Origin of the sequence: Nocardia sp. NPDC019395, assembly GCF_040632335.1 — a bacterium.
In the GTDB taxonomy this organism is placed as follows: domain Bacteria; phylum Actinomycetota; class Actinomycetes; order Mycobacteriales; family Mycobacteriaceae; genus Nocardia.
The window spans coordinates 119,362-135,579 of sequence record NZ_JBEYBT010000005.1; the positions used below are offsets into that span (position 1 = coordinate 119,362).

The following is a 16,218-nucleotide window of genomic DNA, read 5'->3' on the forward strand; positions in this document are numbered from 1 at the left end:
CTCCTCGCGGGCCGGGCCGTGATCAGCGCCGCCGGCCCCGCAAATAGTCGCTGACCACTGCCGCACCGAGCCCGTCCAGGTCCGGTGCCACCACCCGGCCGCCGCTGCGCCGGGCCACCATATCCACGAACGCCGCCAGCCGCGGCTGCTCACCGAGCATGAACACCGAGATCGAGGCACCCAGTTTCGCAAGGGAATCCACCTGAAGCATGGTGGTGGCGAGGGTGCGCCGGTCCGGTGGCCAGTTGAAGAACGCCGTACCGTCCGATTCCAGATGGGCGGTCGGTTCACCGTCGGTCACCACCAGCACCACCGGCACGGCGTCCGGGTGCCGGCGCAGATGCCGTCCGGCCAGCAGGAGCGCGTGGTGCAGGTTCGTGCCCTGCTCCCAGACCGGTTCCAGCGCTGTCAGTTCCCCGATCTCCACCGTCTCGGCGTGCCGCCCGAAGGTGATCAGTTCGAGCGCGTCGGAGCGGAACCGCGTACTGATCAGATGCTGCAGGGCCAGCGCGGTGCGCTTCATCGGAACCCAGCGCCCGTCCTGCACCATCGACCACGAGGTGTCCACACACAGCGCGACGGCCGCGCGGGAACGCTGCTCGGTCTCGACGATCTCCACATCCGCGACATCGAGGGTCACCGTGCGGCTCCCGGTGGACGCCGACCGCAGTACCGCGTTGCGCACCGTCCGAGAGACATCCCAGGGTTCGGTATCGCCGAACTCCCACGGCCGGCTCGCGCCGGTCGGCTCCCCCGCCGCTCCGGCGCGGGCGGTGTCCCGCTGTCCCTTCCGGGCGCGCAGTTGCCCGACGACATCACGCAGCGCCACCTCACCGAGCCGGCGTAATGCCTTCGGGGTCAACCGCAGTGACCCGTCGGGCGCCTTCTCGAAAAGGCCCTGACGGCGCAGCTCCCGCTCCAGTTCCGCGAGCCGGGCGGCATCGACCCGGGCGTCGGCGCCGAGTTGCCGCTCCAGCATCTCGAGGTCGATATCCTCCATCCGCGCACCGGGGTAGGACTGGGCGAGTTGCGCGGCGAGTTCGTCGAGCTCACCGAGATCCTGCATTGCCTCTACTGCCTCTCCCATGCCCAGCGGGCTGTCACCACGGAAACGCCGCCCGGATTCCCAGTCCTCGCCCGGACGCAGCGACCGCAAGTTCTCATCCAGCGCGGCGATCTGCTGGGCCAGCGCCGGGTCGCCGAACGCCTGCCCGAGCAGTTCGTTCAACTCCGAACGCTGTTGCTCCGACATCGAATTCAGCATCCGCTGCGCGGCGGCGGCGCGAGCGGCCAGACTGTCGATCAGCTCCTCGGTATCGCGCGGATTCTCCGGGAAGTACTGACCGTGCTCGCTCATGAATTCGGCGAACTGTTCGGTGGTGTCCTCGCCCCTGGCATGCGCGGCCAGCAGATCGTTGAGATCCGACATCATCCGCCGGACCTGTTCCACATCCTGCGGTGTCGTATTCTCCAGGGCCTGTTTCATGCCCTGGAACCGGGATTCCAGCAGCTCCTGGCCGAGCAGATCGCGGATCTTGCGATAGTTCTCCCGCCCGGTTTCCGACCGCCACTGATATTCGCCGAGTTCGCGCACCGCGCCCGCGGTACTCGACGGCAGTGCGTCCAGTTGCATTTCGGCGAACCGCGCATCGTCGGAGGGGTCGGGGAACAGCTCACGGTGTTCGGCTTCCAGGGCCTTGTCCAGCAGTTCCCGGACCTGCTGCAAAGTACCGTCCAGCCGATGGTTGCGGGAGATCTCCGCCCGCCGCTCCCACAGCCGGCGCGTCAGTTCTTCGAGACCCGGGAGCCGGGTCGTCCCGCGCCGCAGCAGTTCCTCCAGCGCCGAGCGCGGGGAGGAGCCCTCCATCACGTCGCGCCCGATATCCGCCAGCGCTTCGCGCAGGTCGAGCGGGGGCGCCAGTGGATCGGGCCCGTCGTGATATGGCCCGTAGGAATACCGGTCCACTGCTGTCATACCGCCTCTTCACCGACCTGTACCGCGGTCACCCGCCGTACACCGCTGTGCCCTCGTCATCGGAATCCTTGGCCACCTGCCGCGCCAAATACAATGACTCCAGGGCGAATTCGACCGCCGCCGCGATCCGCTGCGGCGCGTCACCGATGTCCACGCCGAGCCGGACCGCCACCTCGTGCAGGACGGGCAGCTCCGGCAGACCGGCCAGCACCTGCGACCCCGGGACCCGCTCACCCGTGGTGACCAGATGCCCCGCCTCGACGGCCTCGGCCAACGGCCGCAGATCCAGCCCACCGAGGCGTCCGCGCGCGGTGTCCGCGAAGGCCCGGCGCAGCATATGGGTGAGATGTTCCTGTTCCCGCCCTTCCTCGCCGGATTCGAATTCCAGTTTGCCCCGCAGCACGGCGGGCACCGAATCCAGGTCGACCGGGCGTGCGACGGCGGGGTTCTCCCCGGTGAGCGCGCCCCGGCGCAGTGCCGCCGCGGCCACGGTTTCGGCCGCCGCCACCGCGAACCGCGCCGAAACACCGGAGCGCTGGTCGATGGCGGGCGATTCCCGCAGCCGGCGCACGAACCGGGCCAGCACCTCGATCAGCGGATCACCCACCTCGGCGACGAGATCGGCTTCCTGCCGTACCAACTCCATCTCGGCCGGCACGGTCAGCGGGTAGTGGGTCCGGATCTCCGCGCCGAAACGGTCCTTGAGCGGGGTGATGATCCGGCCGCGGTTGGTGTAGTCCTCGGGGTTGGCCGTGGCCACCAGCAGCACATCCAGCGGCAGCCGCAGCGTATAGCCGCGTACCTGGATATCGCGTTCCTCCATGACGTTCAGCAATGCGACCTGGATCCGTTCCGCCAGATCCGGCAGTTCGTTCACGGCGACGATCCCGCGATGCGCGCGCGGCACCAACCCGAAATGGATCGTCTCCGGATCACCGAGGCTGCGTCCTTCGGCGACCTTCACCGGGTCGACATCACCGATCAGATCGCCCACGGACGTATCGGGTGTGGCGAGTTTCTCCGCGTACCGATGCGACCGATGCCGCCAGGCGACCGGCAGATCGTCGCCGAGTTCGGCCGCCAGCCGCCGCCCCTGGGGGCTGATCGGCTCCAGCGGATGCTCGCCCAGTTCGCTGCCCTCGATCACCGGGGTCCATTCGTCGAGCAACCCGAGCACGGTCCGCAGCAACCGGGTCTTGCCCTGCCCCCGCTCACCCAGCAGCACCACATCGTGACCGGCCAGCAATGCCCGCTCCAGCTGTGGCAGCACGGTCCGCTCGAATCCCACGATCCCGGGCCACGGGTCCTTCCCCGACCCCAGCCGGGCCAGCAGATTCTCCCGGATCTCGGCCTTCACACTCCGCGGCACATACCCGGCCGCCCGTAACGCGCCCGCGGTGGCGGGCAGGTCTGTTGGCGCAGTCACCTCACCGACGCTACGACGATTTCGCCCATCGGTCGACAGATAGCCCGTCACAGTAGCCGATCCAGGTTCGGCACAAGGCCCGGCCCACGGTTCAGCGGGCGTGATCGGCTACCCGTTCCCGCAGCGTCTCGACACCGCTGCCGTGCAGCTCGGCAGCCGCCACACCGCGTCCCGACGCGACCAGCAGCAGTGCGAGCAACGGACCCCTGACCTCGGCACCCGACCCCGTTGTGAAATCGGAATCGTCCGCCACCAGAGCGAGCCCGGAGACCAGTTCCCGCCCACCACCGAATCCCGCCGAGGTGCGGATCTGCAACCGCAGCGCGTCCGTGACCGCCTCCTCCGGATATGCCCTCGACAGCCCCAGCGGCCGCCGGATGTCCTCCCCGTGCACGATCATCTCCACCAGCCTGCTGTCGGCCGGAGCCGGTGGTGACACGGTTCGGTCCAGCACCGCACGTAACCGGTCGAGCGTTTCGGCGGGGTTCACGGCTCGCTCGCGTTCCACGCCGTTTTCGGTGAATCGGTCGAAATCGAAGCGTGCCCGCGCGAACTCCCAGCCGAATCCGAGCTTCGATGTTTTCGCGCTCGCCACGATATGCGCGAGCACATCGTGCACCGACCACCCCGCGCACAGCGACGGCGTCTCCCACTGCTCATCGGTCAGCCCCTCGAGATCCGCGATGAGAGCGCCGCGCTCAGCCCGGACGGTCGGCCACACATCCTTCATATTTCCTCCACGCGCTCGGGCTCGGCGGCAGATGCCGGATAGGAGATTACGGGCGTCCACCGACACGATCACCGGTGCGCGCGCCGGTCAGCAGTCAGTTCCGCGACGCACCGTGCGCGACCGCCTCGTCCCAGAGCCGCCGGAGAACCACGGCGGCGGGATCCGCGGACGCGGTCCGGTAGGCGGTACCGGCCCATAACGCCATATCGTCCGGTGCGCCGTTCGCCGCCGCGGCCGCGCGCACCGGGCTGGTGAGGTGATGGACCTGTGGATAGGCCGCCGGCGCATCCTCGCCGTGGGTGGCGATGAATTCGTTGGCCAGTCCGCGCGCGGGCCGCCCGGAGAAAGCGCGGGTCACTACGGTCCGGGTGAACCGCGGATCGACCAGCGCGTCCTTATGAGCCGCCTTGGCCCCGGACTCCGGGCTCCGCAGGAACGCGGTACCGAGCTGCACCGCCGCCGCCCCGTGCGCCAGCAGTTCCGCGATGCGCGCACCGTCGCCGATCCCGCCCGCCGCCACCACCGGGAGCGAGCAGGAGGCGATGATCTCGTCGACCAGCTCCGGTAACGGCGTCGTCTCCGGCTCGTCCTCCACGCGGAAAGTCCCCCGATGCCCACCGCCGGCCGGTCCCTGTACGCACAACGCCCCGACCCCCGCGTCCACCGCGGCACTCGCCTCCGCGGAGGTGGTCACTGTCGCGATCACGGTGCAACCCGAATCGCCCAGGCGCCGAACGGTTTCCACCGGCGGCAGGCCGAAGGTCAATGAGACCGCGGGCACCCGCTGGGTGACCAGCAGATCCACCTTCGCCTCGAACCAGTCGTCATCCCGTTCCCGGATCGGCGGCAGTTCGATCCCGTACCGCCGCGCGGCCTCCCGCAACCGTTCCCGGTATTCCTCGACGGCGGCCACGTTGTACGAGTTCTGCTGCGGAACGAACAGGTTCACCCCGAACGGCCCGTCCGTACGCGCCCGCACATCCCGGATCTGATCCGCCAGCGCCTCCGGCGTCTTGTACCCGCCCGCGAGGAACCCCAGGCCGCCCGCCTCGCCGACACTCACCACCAGGTCTGGGGTGGACGGGCCACCCGCCATCGGCGCGGCGATGATCGGTACGGCCAGGTCCGCGAGATCGAACACGCTCCACCTTCCTCGACTGGTCGGGAACGGCCACGACGATACTCACCCACGGCGCGTGGAGCGCAGGAGCGGGACCGTCGGCCGGTTCCGGACCGGCGCCGGAGATGCGGCCACCACGCCCGGGCGTCGCCGCCGGACGCGGTGGCCGGGGTTTCCGTCAGACGGCGGTGGGCGTCTGGTCGACGACGGCGGCGTCGGACGCGTTCTTCTTGATCGACTCGATGCCGTTCTTACACGCCGATTTGGAGCTGTACGCCTCCCCGACAGCGATGATCTCGCCGTTGCCGGCCTTGAGCCGGAACCGGTACTTCTCGGCCTTGTCCTGGTAGATCTCGAACTTCGCGGCCATATCAGTTACCTCAGCTCTTGTTGACCTGGATGCACCTGACCAGCTGAGAATATGCCGCCGAACCGCCGCAGTCACCGGGTGAAGGCCGGATGGTTATCAACCAGCAACCCTAAATTCGGGTCGTGGAGGTGCCGGTTCGTAGCCGGTCCGAAAGCCTAGAGCCGGGAACCTCGATGCGGCCCGGCATCAGAACAAAAGGCCGCGCGGCCAGCCGATTACGACGACGGGACGATCAGCTCGTCCGCGACCCACTGCGCGACACCGGCGGGATAGGGCGATTCCAATCCGAGAACGAAATGCCGGAAGCCGGCGTCGAGCGCTTCGGCGATCGCGTCCCGGGTGGCGCCGGGCCGATCGTAGGAGACCGGGAGGTAGATCGACCGGGCGACCGCGGCGGGGTCGCGGCCGATTTCCGCGCAGTAGCGGTCCAGCAGCTCGCTGCGCTGGATGGCGTCGGCGATATCGCCCCCGGGGATGTTCCAGAGATCCGCGTGCTCGGCGATCACCTTCAGCACGGCGTCCGAGCGCCCGCCGATCATGATCGGCGGATGGGGCCGCTGCACCGGCTTGGGGTTACCGATCGCGCTGGTGAGGTGCAGGTGTTTGCCCTGGAAATCGAAAGGTTCTTCCGCGGTCCACAGCCGCCGGATCACCGTGCAGGCTTCCGCGAGGTTCTCCACCGAGTTGCCGAAACCGTGGTACGGCAGGCCGTGCGCGTCGTATTCACGCCGGGCGATAGGCATGCTGGGTCGCGATCCCGCGCCGATACCGAAATCCAGCCGGCCCCCGGAGACGATATCGACGGTGGTGGCGATCTTGGCCAGCATGGCCGGTGGCCGGAAGCGGTTACTGGTGACGAGCAGGCCGAGGCGCAGCCGCTCGGTCTGCGCGGCGAGGGCCGCGAGCAGTGTCCAGCCCTCGTGGATCGGTCCGTTCATATCTCCGGCGATCGGCAGGAGATGATCGAACAGCCACGCGTGCTCGATGGCTCCGATCGCGTCGGCTTCCCGCCAGACGCGCAGAATGTCCTGGTACTCGACCTGCATAGGGGCGGTCATGATTCCGAAGCTCGGCTCAGATGTTCGCGGCATGGGCGCTCGGTCCTTTCGGCGCGGTGTGAAAACAAGGTGGTTCGGCGGCCGGCTCATCGGCGGCGCGGGGGCGACGAGTGCCGGCCGGCTGGACTCCGGTCCGGATGGCCTGGCACCCTGAACAAACGGAACAGCGTTCCGATAACCAACATACGGAACACTGTTCCGTTTGCCAAGTGGAGTGACGGAGGAAGTCGCGCAATGGGAGACACCGACGAACCGGAGTCGCCGGCCCCGCGTAAACGGGCCGACGCCCGCCGCAACCAGAAAACCCTGCTCGACGCGGCGGCAGCAGCTTTCGTCGCCTCCGGCGTCGACGTCCCCGTCCGCGATATCGCCACCCGGGCAGGCGTCGGCGTCGGCACGATCTACCGCCACTTCCCCACCCGCGCCGACCTCATCGTCGCGGTCTACCGCCACCAGGTCGAAGCCTGCGCCGCGGCCGGCCCGGACCTACTGGCGAACAGCCCCACCCCGCATACCGCCCTGGCCCGCTGGATCGATCTCTTCGTCGACTTCCTGGTCACCAAACACGGCCTCGCCGAGGCACTACAGTCCGACAACACAGCCTTCCAAACCCTGCACGCCTACTTCATCGACCGGCTCCTCCCGGTCTGCACCGACCTACTCGAGGCCGCTGTCGAGGCCGGCGAAATCATCCCCGATATCAATCCCTTCGAGTTGATGCGCGGTGTGGGGAATCTGTGCATCGGAGCCGATAACGATCCCCGCTACGACGCGAGGCGCATGGTGGGACTGATGATCACGGGACTGCGGGTCCGCTGAAGATCAGAGCACCGGGGCACCAATCTGTATACGGCGAACACCATCCCGGCAACCACGACCCGCAGCGCAGCGCTTCGGACACTGCCCCTCGACCCCAACTCCCGACTTCGGCACTCGAAGTGGTCAGGAATCGAGAAGCACTGGTCACCGCGCCGTCATTAGCGTCATCCGCACCGGTATTCGCAGATCACAGAGACGCGAAACGGTTATCCGAGGAGGAAGCAATGAACTGGAACCAGCGGGTTCGGCGGACCCACAGGGCGCTGGCGATCACCCTTGTGGTGACCGTCGTCGTCACCATCGTCGTGATGGCGCTGCAAGGGCCGGCGTGGATCGCATATATTCCCCTTCCACCACTGGCCCTGCTGTGGCTATCCGGCTTCTACCTGTTCGTACTGCCGTATTTCGTCACCCGGCGCAACATACGAGCCGGGAAAACGACATCCCCCGCGGGCCTCGCGCCCCAGCGAGGCGCGTCCACGCCATGGAGCCGGAAACTGCACCGATGGGCCGCCGCGGCCTTCACCGCGACCGTCGTCGCGACCGCCATAACCTTGGCGTTACAGGGACCGATCTGGGTGTCCTACCTGCCGCTGGTCCCGCTCGTCCTGCTTCTGTTCTCCGGTCTGTACATGTTCGTGCGGCCGCGGACTTCACACGGTGGTCGGACGATCTCGTCGACGGTCTCCGCACCGACGGCAGCCGTGTGAAGCCGATATGGACGTCGGCCCGGCATGCGCCGGATATCCAGCCCGCGGGCCCGCCTACCCGGGTTGCCGGCGCGATCTCCGGTCACAACTGGCACGGCTCGGGTGACAACTCGGGTCGTTCCGCAGTCGCGGGCAACGTAATCCGAGTTGTCAGCGCAGATGACTCGTGTTCCGCATCGCCGTCCGGTACCGGATCCAGCGTCCGGTTGCACCGGATGAAGCACAGACCAACGCGAGCCCGGTAACGGTTATCAGACTCCCGAACACCAGGACAGCCGTAGCGTTCAGTCCCCCCTCGTAGGTGAGTGCAATGGGTGGAACGGCCGATATCAGCATGCCGATGGCCGAGCAGATGATCGTAAGAATGCGGCCTACACGCCTGCCCGACAACAGGCCGAGACCGGCAATGTTCCACAGCAGCGTCGCGATCATCGTGACCAGGAACCCGATCGCGGTCTCGGCAAGTTCGTCTTTGGGATCACCCCCGATGACGAAGTAAATCGTGAACACCAGGAAGAGGAAGAACAGAATGGTGGGTACGAGCCCGATGACCAAGGTGATGATCGCCGCGGTGTAGGCCGTGGCCTTGGACGGTCTCGGTCCGACCCATTCCTGCCGTCCGGCCTCTTCCGCCCGGTGCGGGTACCGCTGGTGTTCCGCCATCGGTCCAGGGGGCCAAGCCGGCTGAGCAGGCGGCATCGCGGGTTTCGGGTGGATCGGGACCCCGGGCTCGTGTGGCGACCGATTCACCACGGTCGGCGCCGAGCGGCCGACCGGCGCCGCGATATGGCGACCTTCCAGCGCATCGCGAGCCGAAGCCACGAATTCCGTACAGCTCGTGAATCGGTCGTCCCGCTGTTTGGCCATCCCGCGGTCGAATACCGCATCGATGACCGGGGGAAGATCGGGCCGGATGGCAGTGAGCCGTGGCACGGGCTGCGAAAGATGCCCCATAACAACCTGACCCGGATTCGTCGCCGCGTACGGCGACCGCCCGGCCAGGATCGTGAACAGGGTGCACGCCAGCGAGTACTGGTCGCTACGGTGATCCACCGGCTCCCCGGACAGCTGTTCGGGCGACCCGTAGGCCAGCGTCGCGGTGAACGTACCGGTCGCCGTGATCTTGGTGTTGGTGGCGTCGGTCAGCCGGGCGATACCGAAATCGGTGAGCACCGCATGCGATTCCCGGAACGCGTCCGCCTCGGCGATGAGAATGTTCGCCGGTTTCACATCGCGGTGCAGCACACCGCGACTGTGCGCGTAATCCAGTGCCGACGCGGTTTCTGCGAGTAACCGCACCGCGGTCGCCGGTGGATGCGCGCCGGCTTCCCAGGACGCGGCATCGGTACCGCGAACATATTGCATCGCGATCCACAGATGCCCGTCGTCGGTGCCGCGGTCGAATACGCCGACGATGCCGGGGTGTTCCAGCCGGGCGACGACATCGGCTTCCCGTTCGAACCGGCGGGTCAGCTCGGGGTCGGTGGAAACCTCCCGGTTCAGCAGTTTCAGTGCGACACTGCGCGGCAGTCGCGGATGCCGGGCGAGGTACACCGTCCCCATACCGCCCTGACCCAGTACCCCTTCGACCTGGTATCCGGCGAAAGCCGCACCCACCCCCAACACCGGCGCTCCCTCCGTCACAGTCCGATCGCCGTGACGCTACCGCACTTTCCGGCTCCGGGCCGCCGCAGACCGATGGTGATCGTCGACGTTCAGCAGGGCGCGGCACGACCACGGCGACACCTTTCGGGTCGCTCGCCCCCGGCCACCTCGGCCCATCCGGCACCGGTTCGTACCGCACAGCGACCACCGGCAGCACTTGCCCGGCCGTGCACTCGGTCTGCCAGGATGTCGGCATGAGAACCACGGCCCGGTCCGGCATGCTCCCCGCCGGAACCCTGGTTCTGCTGGCCGCACTGTATTTCGCGCAGGGACTTCCGTACGGGTTCTTCACCCAGGCGCTCCCCGTGGTGCTCCGCGAATCCGGCTACTCGCTGATCGAGATCAGCGCCACCGGGGTCCTGTTCGCGCCGTGGGCACTGAAATTCCTATGGGCACCCTATGTGGACCATTACGGCACCCGGCGGCAATGGTTGCTCTCGCTCCAGCTCATGTCCTCGGCCGTGGCGTTCGGACTCGCCTGCCTGGACCTGTCGTCCTCGTTGCGCTGGCTGCTGATCGGCATCGCCGTGGTCAACGCGGTGTCCGCGACCCAGGATATCGCCACCGACGGGCTCGCCGTCCAACTGCTCGGTCCCCGGGAACGCGGACTGGGCAACGGGATACAGGTCGGCGCCTACCGGATCGGGATGATCGTCGGCGGGGGTGCCCTGCTGTGGTTGTTCGCACTCGCGGGCTGGCGGAGTCTTTTCGTCGCGATGGCGATTCTGCTGCTGATCACCGCCGTCCCGGTGTGGTGGCTACCGCGAACCTCTATCCGCGGCACATCGAAGACCTCCGCACCGCGCCCGATCGCGTTGACCGCCGGGTGGTGGCAGCGGTTGCGGCGACCGGGGATGCTCGCGTTCATCCTGCTCATCGGCGGCTTCAAGTTCGGGGATTCGATGGGGTCGGCGATGGTCGGCCCGTTCATGTCCGACGCCGGACTCACTCTGGGACAGATAGCGCTGGTGAAGGGCGTCCTGTCCTCGGCGGGCGCGCTCGCGGGCGCGGCCCTGGGTGGGTGGCTGTGCTTCCGGTACGGCCGGCGGCACGCCCTGTTGATCGGCGGTATCACTCAGACCGCGAGCCTGGCCCTGTACCTGGTCTCCTCCTTGGGAATCGGCGGGTTCGGGCTGATTGTCACCTCGAGCCTGGCCGAGCACATCCTGGGTGGTGCCGCCACCGTGGCGGTGTTCACGCTCATGATGGACGCCTCGGATCCCGACCACGCCGGCAGCGACTACACCCTGCTGGCGTGCGCGGTCGTCACGGTGCAGGGAATCGCGGGGTTCGCGGCGGGGACGGTCGGCGAACTCCTCGGCTATCCGGCCCTGTTCGGGTCGAGCCTTGTCCTGTCGGGAATCGGTTGCGCGGCATTGATCATCGCGACAGATCGCGGTATCGGGCCGAGCGGCGTCCACGCGGTGTGGAACCGTGCCCCGGCCGGCTCACACCGCCCTGAACCACAGTAACCGGCCCGTGCGGGCATACATTGGACATAGCACCGAGCGGCCCGAGTTCGATCCGTACGAAATCGAGGAGAGCCGATGTCGTCCGCCCCGGAGCACAACAAGTCGATCTTCCGGCGTTTCCACGACGTCGTGAACACCGGTGATCTCGAATCGATCTCGCGAACGATCGCCGAGGTCGCCACGCCTGATATGCGATTGCACACCCCGCTGACCACACCGGAAACCGGCAGGGACGCTGTCGAACAGATCTGGGTGAACCTGTTGCGCGTCTTCCCCGATATCCAGGTCCGGCTCGAGGATGTGATCGCGGAAGGCGACAAGGTCGCCGGCAGGTCGGTGGTGACGGGTACCCACCGCGCCGAATTCATGGGCATCGCGCCGACCGGCAAGCGCGTCGAATACAACGAGATGTTCATCTTCCGCTTCGCCGGAGGCCGAGTCGCGGAGATGTGGGGAGTCGTGGACATCTTCTCCCTGATCCGCCAGCTCGGCGGGTTTCCGGCCTGAGGCTCCGCACTCGGCGACACCCCCTCGCCTGCGGTTCCCTGCTCCACCGACGGAGGCACCACCCCAGCCGAAGTCTCCCGCACCCCGTACACGGAAGACTTCGGGTACCGACCTGCCATAGAATTGCCGTACAACTCGACGCGCGAACGACAGTTTTCCTTTCGCCAGGTGCACCTTTTCTTCGTGGTGCGATAAGAGTGCGTCCGCCCCCAGTGCGGTTTCGCACCGGACTCCGACCCGAGGCGGCGCTCATGACAGACGTCGACTGTTGCGTGATAGGCGGGGGATTTGCCGGACTCACCGCCGCTCTGCGCCTGAAACAGGCAGGTCGGACCGTGGCGCTGCTGGAAGCCCGCGACCGGCTCGGCGGGCGAACCTTCACCGAGACGCGTGCCGACGGGTCGTGGATCGATCGTGGCGGTGCGTGGATCGGGCCCGGTCAGGACCGGATCCAGGCGTTGATGACGGAGTTCGGGGTCGGCAGTTACAAGCAGTACGTCGATGGTGAGGCCATGATGGTCGTCGAGGGGAAGCAGTACCGGTATCACGGCACCATCCCGTGGTCGATGAGCCCGTGGGTGGCGATGAATCTCGGCGCGGCGCTGCTCGACCTCGGTCACCTGTGTAAAACGATCCCGCTCGCGGCCCCCTGGACGGCGGAGCAGGCCGACCGCTGGGATCGCCTCACCCTGGCACATTGGCTGAACACCCACGTCGTATCCAAAGCCGCCCACGAACTGCTCGAAACCGCGATCGCCGGGGCCTATACGTCCGCCGGCTCGGAGGTATCGCTGCTCTTCGTGCTGCACCAGATGGCGTCCGGCGGTGGGCCCGCGTTCGTGCTGGGTATCGAGGACGGCGCCCAGGATTCCCGGCCGATCGGCGGTATGGGGGCCATCTACGGCCCGATGGCCGCCGAACTCGGCGATTCGATCCACCTGTCCCGGCCCGTCCGCGATATCCACCAGGACGACGACGGCGTCACCGTCCACTCCGACCGCGATACCGTGCGCGCCCGGCGGGCGATCGTCGCCGTTCCCCTCGCGATCGCGAGCCATATCCACTACCACCCGATGCTCCCGGTCGATCGCTCCTTCCTGCACCAGCGCATGCCCAGCGGCGCGATCCTCAAGACCTCCGTAATCTACGACGAACCCTTCTGGCGGTCCGACGGGCTGACGGGGCAGTCGGTGGAGCCCGGCTCCCCGGCCACCGTCACCATCGACGCCTGTACAGATACCGGCAGCCCCGGGGTCCTGTGCGTGATCACCGAGGGACCCATCGCGCGGCGGATCGGCCGGCTCGACCCCGCCGACCGCCGGAACGAGATACTCGACGCTCTCGCCGAACGCTTCGGCGACCGGGCCCGCACCCCCGCCGACTATGTCGAACAGGATTGGAGCACCGAGCGCTACTCCGGCGGCGGCATGCTCAGCCACGCCCCACCGGGTGTGCTGACCGAGTTCGGCCACGCGCTGCGCGAACACTGCGGCCGCATCCACTGGGCCGGCACCGAGAGCTCGTCGGTCATGTGCGGCTGGGTCGACGGTGCGGTGCGGTCGGGTGAACGGGCGGCCGCCGAGGTGCTGGAACACGACACCGTGGCCGCGGGCGGTGACCGTAGCGTGCGCTCATGATCTCCGACGCGCGACCGGGCGTTCCCGGCCTTCGATTGCCGGAGGCGGCAGCGCGGTCGGTCCGGTCCTGAGCAGCCGGTCGAGCCGTGCTGATGTGTCTTCGTCGGCGGGCAGGTAGACGATGAGTTGCTGATCGTCGGAGTCCGGCAGGGCCAGCATCTCGAATGCGAGACGCAGATCGCCCACGTCGGGATGTCGCAGTTCTTCGACCCCGCTCCGGGCAAGCGCCGCTGACGGTGCGCGCACCCGGCTGGTGAATACGGCACCGGTGAGTGCGGTCAGCTCGTCGGCCAGGCTGTTCACGTATGGATCGGTGAGATGCGGTGCGGCCGTCAGCGCCGCGACTCGGGCGTCGGCTATCTCGTCCCAGGACAGATACGCGGTGCGAGCGCGTGGATCGGTGAGCGCGAAGCGGGCGAGGTTGGCAGGGGTTCGGTCGAGCAGGCCGATCGGTGCCATCAGCCCGGCGAAACCGTCGGTGTGGGCGAGCACATCGGTCAGCCGGTTGACCACCACCGCCGGGGCGGGTTCGAGGCGGTCCAGCAGCATCCGGACGGTCGGGCGGATCTCGCGGCGCGGCGGCTCGACGGCCGGGTATCGGATGCCACGGGCGGCCTTCACGAGCCGGCGGAGCTGGTGCTGGTCGCTCTCCGAGAGTCGCAGTGCGCTCACCAGCGCGTCCAGGACCTGGCGGGAGGGACGGCGATCCCGGCCCTGTTCGAGGCGAGCCAGATACTCGGTACTCACCCCGGCCAGTATCGCCAGCTCGGCCCGGCGCAGACCGGGAGTACGGCGCCGCGTTCCCGGCGGCAGCCCGACGTCCGAGGGCCGAAGCTCCTCGCGACGGGAACGCAGGAAGGCGCCGAGCTCGTTCTGGCTCACGATATCGAGGGTAATGCGGGTGGCGGAGCCCATCGTCGCCCTGCGAGTACCTGTCTCGGCGCGGTGTTCCTCCCCGGCCGGGCCGCCAGCAGGGTTATCGGCGTTGACCCCATCGACGAGGAGTAGCGCATGAAGCTCGTGATCATCATCGGCAGCGTCCGCGAGGGCCGGTACGGACCGCGAATCGGGCGGTGGTTCACCGACCGGGCCGCCGGATACGGCCAGTTCGATATCGACGTACTCGATATCGCCGACGTGATGTTGCCGGCCACGCTGCCGCCCAACGGCGCGGCACTACGAGATATCGCGTCGCGGCCGGCACCGCAGCGGGCGCTGGCCGGGCGCCTCGCGGCGGCGGACGCGTTCGTCGTCGTCACACCGGAGTACAACCACAGCCTTCCGGCGGCACTCAAGCACCTGATCGACTGGCACTTCACCGAATGGCAGGCCAAACCGGTCGGATTCGTCTCCTACGGCAGCCGCGGCGGTGGCCTGCGCGCGGTCGAGCAGCTCCGGCCGATCTTCGCCGAGTTGCACGCGGTGACGGTGCGGGATTCGGTGAGCTTCGACCGGCACTCGGAACGTTTCGACGAGACCGGCGCACTCGCGGATCCCGAACGCCCGCAAGCGGCCGCCACGGTGCTGCTGGATCAGCTGACCTGGTGGGCGAGGGCACTGCGCGAGGCTCGGGCGGACCGGCCGTACCCGGAGGGTCCCACGCGACCGCCGGCGGTCCTGCAGCGCCGCTGACCGTATACCGGCGCGAATTGTGGGTTGCCGCGGCAGGTGGGGTGCTCATATCCGAAATGCCCGTTGCGATCACCGTGACTACATCGACACCGAGTTCGGCGGCACGGTCATCGCGGCCGAGCCGTGACGCCTTCCAGCCGACGCGTCAGGGTGCGCTGGTCGGCGTGCCCGGGGCGGACTTCTTCCCGAGCAGACCGATGCCGAAGCCCAGCACCGTGATCCCGAAAAAGCAAAGCAACAGGCCGCCGATCTTCGCCTCGGCGTCGGTATCCGGACTGCGCGCGGAGTTCGAGGAACCGGCGATGACAGCGGCCGGATCGACAATCGCCTGGATCCCGACGGCAAACAAGACGATCGCAGTAAGGATCAGGACGATACCGCCGGTGATGCGCCCGGCAGTACGGCGGGGCGGGACGGCGTCCTGGGTGTGTTCGGAAGCGTCGGACGCTGACATGTCCACAAAATATCAGCACCTGACCAGGTCTGCCGCCTTCGAAATATCCACCAGCAGTTGACTATGCCGCAACGGCAGAGTTTTTACTGAAGGCGTCGGCGTGGCAGAACCAACGGACCGGAGACGTCGCCACGCACCCGGCCTGCGGGCCGGAGCTATCGAGGGAGTGAATTTCAGATGGGTTACAGGTCGGCGTTCGGATTCGGGATCCTCGCTGCTGGATTCGTTGTCGCCGCAGGGGTTTCGGCGCCGGTGGCCACGGCGGCGGATCTGCCGCCCGGCATCTCGTGTGACGCTTACAAGTGCACCAACGACACCGCTGACCAGCATTTGGTGCGCGGTACCGTGTTCTGCGACGAGACCGACACGATCGAGCCGGTCCAGTTCCTCCTGAGCGCGCACGACGACGGGAGGCCGCTGTTCCCGTGCAACACCGTGGCAGGGTATTCGCCGGACGGTACCCCGCACACGGGACACAGCAACAACTACTCGATGCTTCACGTCGACAGCGCCGTGGTCCACAACGGGCCCTGGGTGAACACGGGCTCAGCGGGGTAGCCGGTCTCGTTACTTTCCCGGCCGGCGATGTCGATCTCGATACCGAACCGGCCCCGACAATTGACCGACCGCCGCCGATATATCC

16 protein-coding genes are annotated in these 16,218 nt (G+C 67.7%); 7 read left to right on the forward strand and 9 right to left on the reverse strand.

Annotation, left to right across the window (positions count from 1 at the left end):
* Positions 1-22: 22 nt before the first annotated feature.
* From ABZ827_RS16095 to ABZ827_RS16120, 6 genes are all read right to left on the reverse strand, one after another.
* On the reverse strand, positions 23-1,975 hold the full coding sequence (locus ABZ827_RS16095) for a VWA domain-containing protein (RefSeq protein WP_357237540.1): 1,953 nt from the start codon (positions 1,973-1,975) through the stop codon (positions 23-25).
* Positions 1,976-2,003: 28 nt separating this feature from the next.
* The gene (locus tag ABZ827_RS16100) at positions 2,004-3,401 is read right to left on the reverse strand and encodes a sigma 54-interacting transcriptional regulator (RefSeq protein WP_357237541.1); all 1,398 of its coding nucleotides are present in this window, start codon (positions 3,399-3,401) and stop codon (positions 2,004-2,006) included.
* 91 nt (positions 3,402-3,492) lie between these two features.
* Positions 3,493-4,131, reverse strand: a complete 639-nt coding sequence (locus ABZ827_RS16105; RefSeq protein WP_357237542.1) for a maleylpyruvate isomerase family mycothiol-dependent enzyme — start codon at positions 4,129-4,131, stop codon at positions 3,493-3,495.
* A gap of 94 nt (positions 4,132-4,225) precedes the next feature.
* Positions 4,226-5,272 carry a nitronate monooxygenase gene (locus ABZ827_RS16110; RefSeq protein ID WP_357237543.1) on the reverse strand — a complete coding sequence of 349 codons (1,047 nt, stop codon included), beginning with the start codon at positions 5,270-5,272 and terminating at the stop codon, positions 4,226-4,228.
* Between the two features lie 157 nt (positions 5,273-5,429).
* The gene (locus ABZ827_RS16115; RefSeq protein WP_357237544.1) at positions 5,430-5,621 is read right to left on the reverse strand and encodes a YegP family protein; all 192 of its coding nucleotides are present in this window, start codon (positions 5,619-5,621) and stop codon (positions 5,430-5,432) included.
* Between the two features lie 215 nt (positions 5,622-5,836).
* Positions 5,837-6,679 carry an LLM class flavin-dependent oxidoreductase gene (locus ABZ827_RS16120; protein WP_357237545.1) on the reverse strand — a complete coding sequence of 281 codons (843 nt, stop codon included), beginning with the start codon at positions 6,677-6,679 and terminating at the stop codon, positions 5,837-5,839.
* Between the two features lie 234 nt (positions 6,680-6,913).
* Between ABZ827_RS16120 and ABZ827_RS16125 the strand changes: the two genes are divergently transcribed.
* Together ABZ827_RS16125 and ABZ827_RS16130 are read left to right on the forward strand one after the other, a co-directional pair.
* A complete protein-coding gene (locus ABZ827_RS16125) occupies positions 6,914-7,498 on the forward strand; it encodes a TetR/AcrR family transcriptional regulator (RefSeq protein WP_357237546.1) in 585 nt (194 codons plus the stop codon).
* Positions 7,499-7,722: 224 nt separating this feature from the next.
* Entirely contained in the window at positions 7,723-8,208 is a 486-nt protein-coding gene (locus ABZ827_RS16130) for a hypothetical protein (RefSeq protein ID WP_357237547.1), read from the forward strand.
* A 150-nt stretch (positions 8,209-8,358) separates the two neighbouring features.
* Here the strand turns inward: ABZ827_RS16130 and ABZ827_RS16135 are convergent, their stop codons facing one another.
* Complete coding sequence (locus tag ABZ827_RS16135; RefSeq protein ID WP_357237548.1) at positions 8,359-9,834, reverse strand: bifunctional serine/threonine protein kinase/MFS transporter; 1,476 nt, start codon at positions 9,832-9,834, stop codon at positions 8,359-8,361.
* Between the two features lie 233 nt (positions 9,835-10,067).
* On the opposite strand from ABZ827_RS16135, the gene ABZ827_RS16140 reads away from it, so the two are divergent.
* The 3 genes from ABZ827_RS16140 to ABZ827_RS16150 all read left to right on the forward strand — a co-directional run bounded on the left by ABZ827_RS16140 (position 10,068) and on the right by ABZ827_RS16150 (position 13,489).
* Complete coding sequence (locus tag ABZ827_RS16140; RefSeq protein WP_357237549.1) at positions 10,068-11,345, forward strand: MFS transporter; 1,278 nt, start codon at positions 10,068-10,070, stop codon at positions 11,343-11,345.
* 75 nt (positions 11,346-11,420) lie between these two features.
* A complete protein-coding gene (locus ABZ827_RS16145) occupies positions 11,421-11,852 on the forward strand; it encodes an ester cyclase (RefSeq protein WP_357237550.1) in 432 nt (143 codons plus the stop codon).
* A gap of 251 nt (positions 11,853-12,103) precedes the next feature.
* A complete protein-coding gene (locus tag ABZ827_RS16150) occupies positions 12,104-13,489 on the forward strand; it encodes an FAD-dependent oxidoreductase (protein WP_357237551.1) in 1,386 nt (461 codons plus the stop codon).
* Here ABZ827_RS16150 and ABZ827_RS16155 read toward each other — a convergent pair.
* Positions 13,484-14,371 (reverse strand): helix-turn-helix transcriptional regulator, encoded by an 888-nt coding sequence (locus ABZ827_RS16155; protein WP_357237552.1) that lies wholly within the window; start codon positions 14,369-14,371, stop codon positions 13,484-13,486. The two genes, ABZ827_RS16150 and ABZ827_RS16155, sit on opposite strands and share 6 nt — an antisense overlap.
* Positions 14,372-14,500: 129 nt before the next feature.
* Between ABZ827_RS16155 and ABZ827_RS16160 the strand changes: the two genes are divergently transcribed.
* Positions 14,501-15,121: an NAD(P)H-dependent oxidoreductase gene (locus ABZ827_RS16160; RefSeq protein ID WP_357237553.1), complete on the forward strand. Its 621-nt coding sequence runs from the start codon at positions 14,501-14,503 to the stop codon at positions 15,119-15,121.
* A gap of 145 nt (positions 15,122-15,266) precedes the next feature.
* On the opposite strand, the gene ABZ827_RS16165 is transcribed toward ABZ827_RS16160, so the two are convergent.
* Positions 15,267-15,575, reverse strand: coding sequence for a hypothetical protein (locus tag ABZ827_RS16165; RefSeq protein ID WP_357237554.1), 309 nt, complete (start codon positions 15,573-15,575; stop codon positions 15,267-15,269).
* A gap of 177 nt (positions 15,576-15,752) precedes the next feature.
* Here ABZ827_RS16165 and ABZ827_RS16170 point away from each other — a divergent pair, with 177 nt between their 5' ends.
* Positions 15,753-16,133: a hypothetical protein gene (locus ABZ827_RS16170; protein ID WP_357237555.1), complete on the forward strand. Its 381-nt coding sequence runs from the start codon at positions 15,753-15,755 to the stop codon at positions 16,131-16,133.
* Positions 16,134-16,218 lie beyond the last annotated feature (85 nt).

Excerpts from the sequence above, each read along its gene's own strand:
- ABZ827_RS16160 (WP_357237553.1), top strand. The coding sequence starts at position 14,501 with ATGAAGCTCGTGATCATCATCGGCAGCGTCCGCGAGGGCCGGTACGGA.
- ABZ827_RS16140 (WP_357237549.1), top strand. The coding sequence starts at position 10,068 with ATGAGAACCACGGCCCGGTCCGGCATGCTCCCCGCCGGAACCCTGGTT.
- ABZ827_RS16095 (WP_357237540.1), bottom strand. The coding sequence starts at position 1,975 with ATGACAGCAGTGGACCGGTATTCCTACGGGCCATATCACGACGGGCCC.
- ABZ827_RS16145 (WP_357237550.1), top strand. The coding sequence starts at position 11,421 with ATGTCGTCCGCCCCGGAGCACAACAAGTCGATCTTCCGGCGTTTCCAC.
- ABZ827_RS16150 (WP_357237551.1), top strand. The coding sequence starts at position 12,104 with ATGACAGACGTCGACTGTTGCGTGATAGGCGGGGGATTTGCCGGACTC.
- ABZ827_RS16125 (WP_357237546.1), top strand. The coding sequence starts at position 6,914 with ATGGGAGACACCGACGAACCGGAGTCGCCGGCCCCGCGTAAACGGGCC.
- ABZ827_RS16165 (WP_357237554.1), bottom strand. The coding sequence starts at position 15,575 with ATGTCAGCGTCCGACGCTTCCGAACACACCCAGGACGCCGTCCCGCCC.
- ABZ827_RS16105 (WP_357237542.1), bottom strand. The coding sequence starts at position 4,131 with ATGAAGGATGTGTGGCCGACCGTCCGGGCTGAGCGCGGCGCTCTCATC.
- ABZ827_RS16115 (WP_357237544.1), bottom strand. The coding sequence starts at position 5,621 with ATGGCCGCGAAGTTCGAGATCTACCAGGACAAGGCCGAGAAGTACCGG.
- ABZ827_RS16130 (WP_357237547.1), top strand. The coding sequence starts at position 7,723 with ATGAACTGGAACCAGCGGGTTCGGCGGACCCACAGGGCGCTGGCGATC.
- ABZ827_RS16120 (WP_357237545.1), bottom strand. The coding sequence starts at position 6,679 with ATGACCGCCCCTATGCAGGTCGAGTACCAGGACATTCTGCGCGTCTGG.
- ABZ827_RS16170 (WP_357237555.1), top strand. The coding sequence starts at position 15,753 with ATGGGTTACAGGTCGGCGTTCGGATTCGGGATCCTCGCTGCTGGATTC.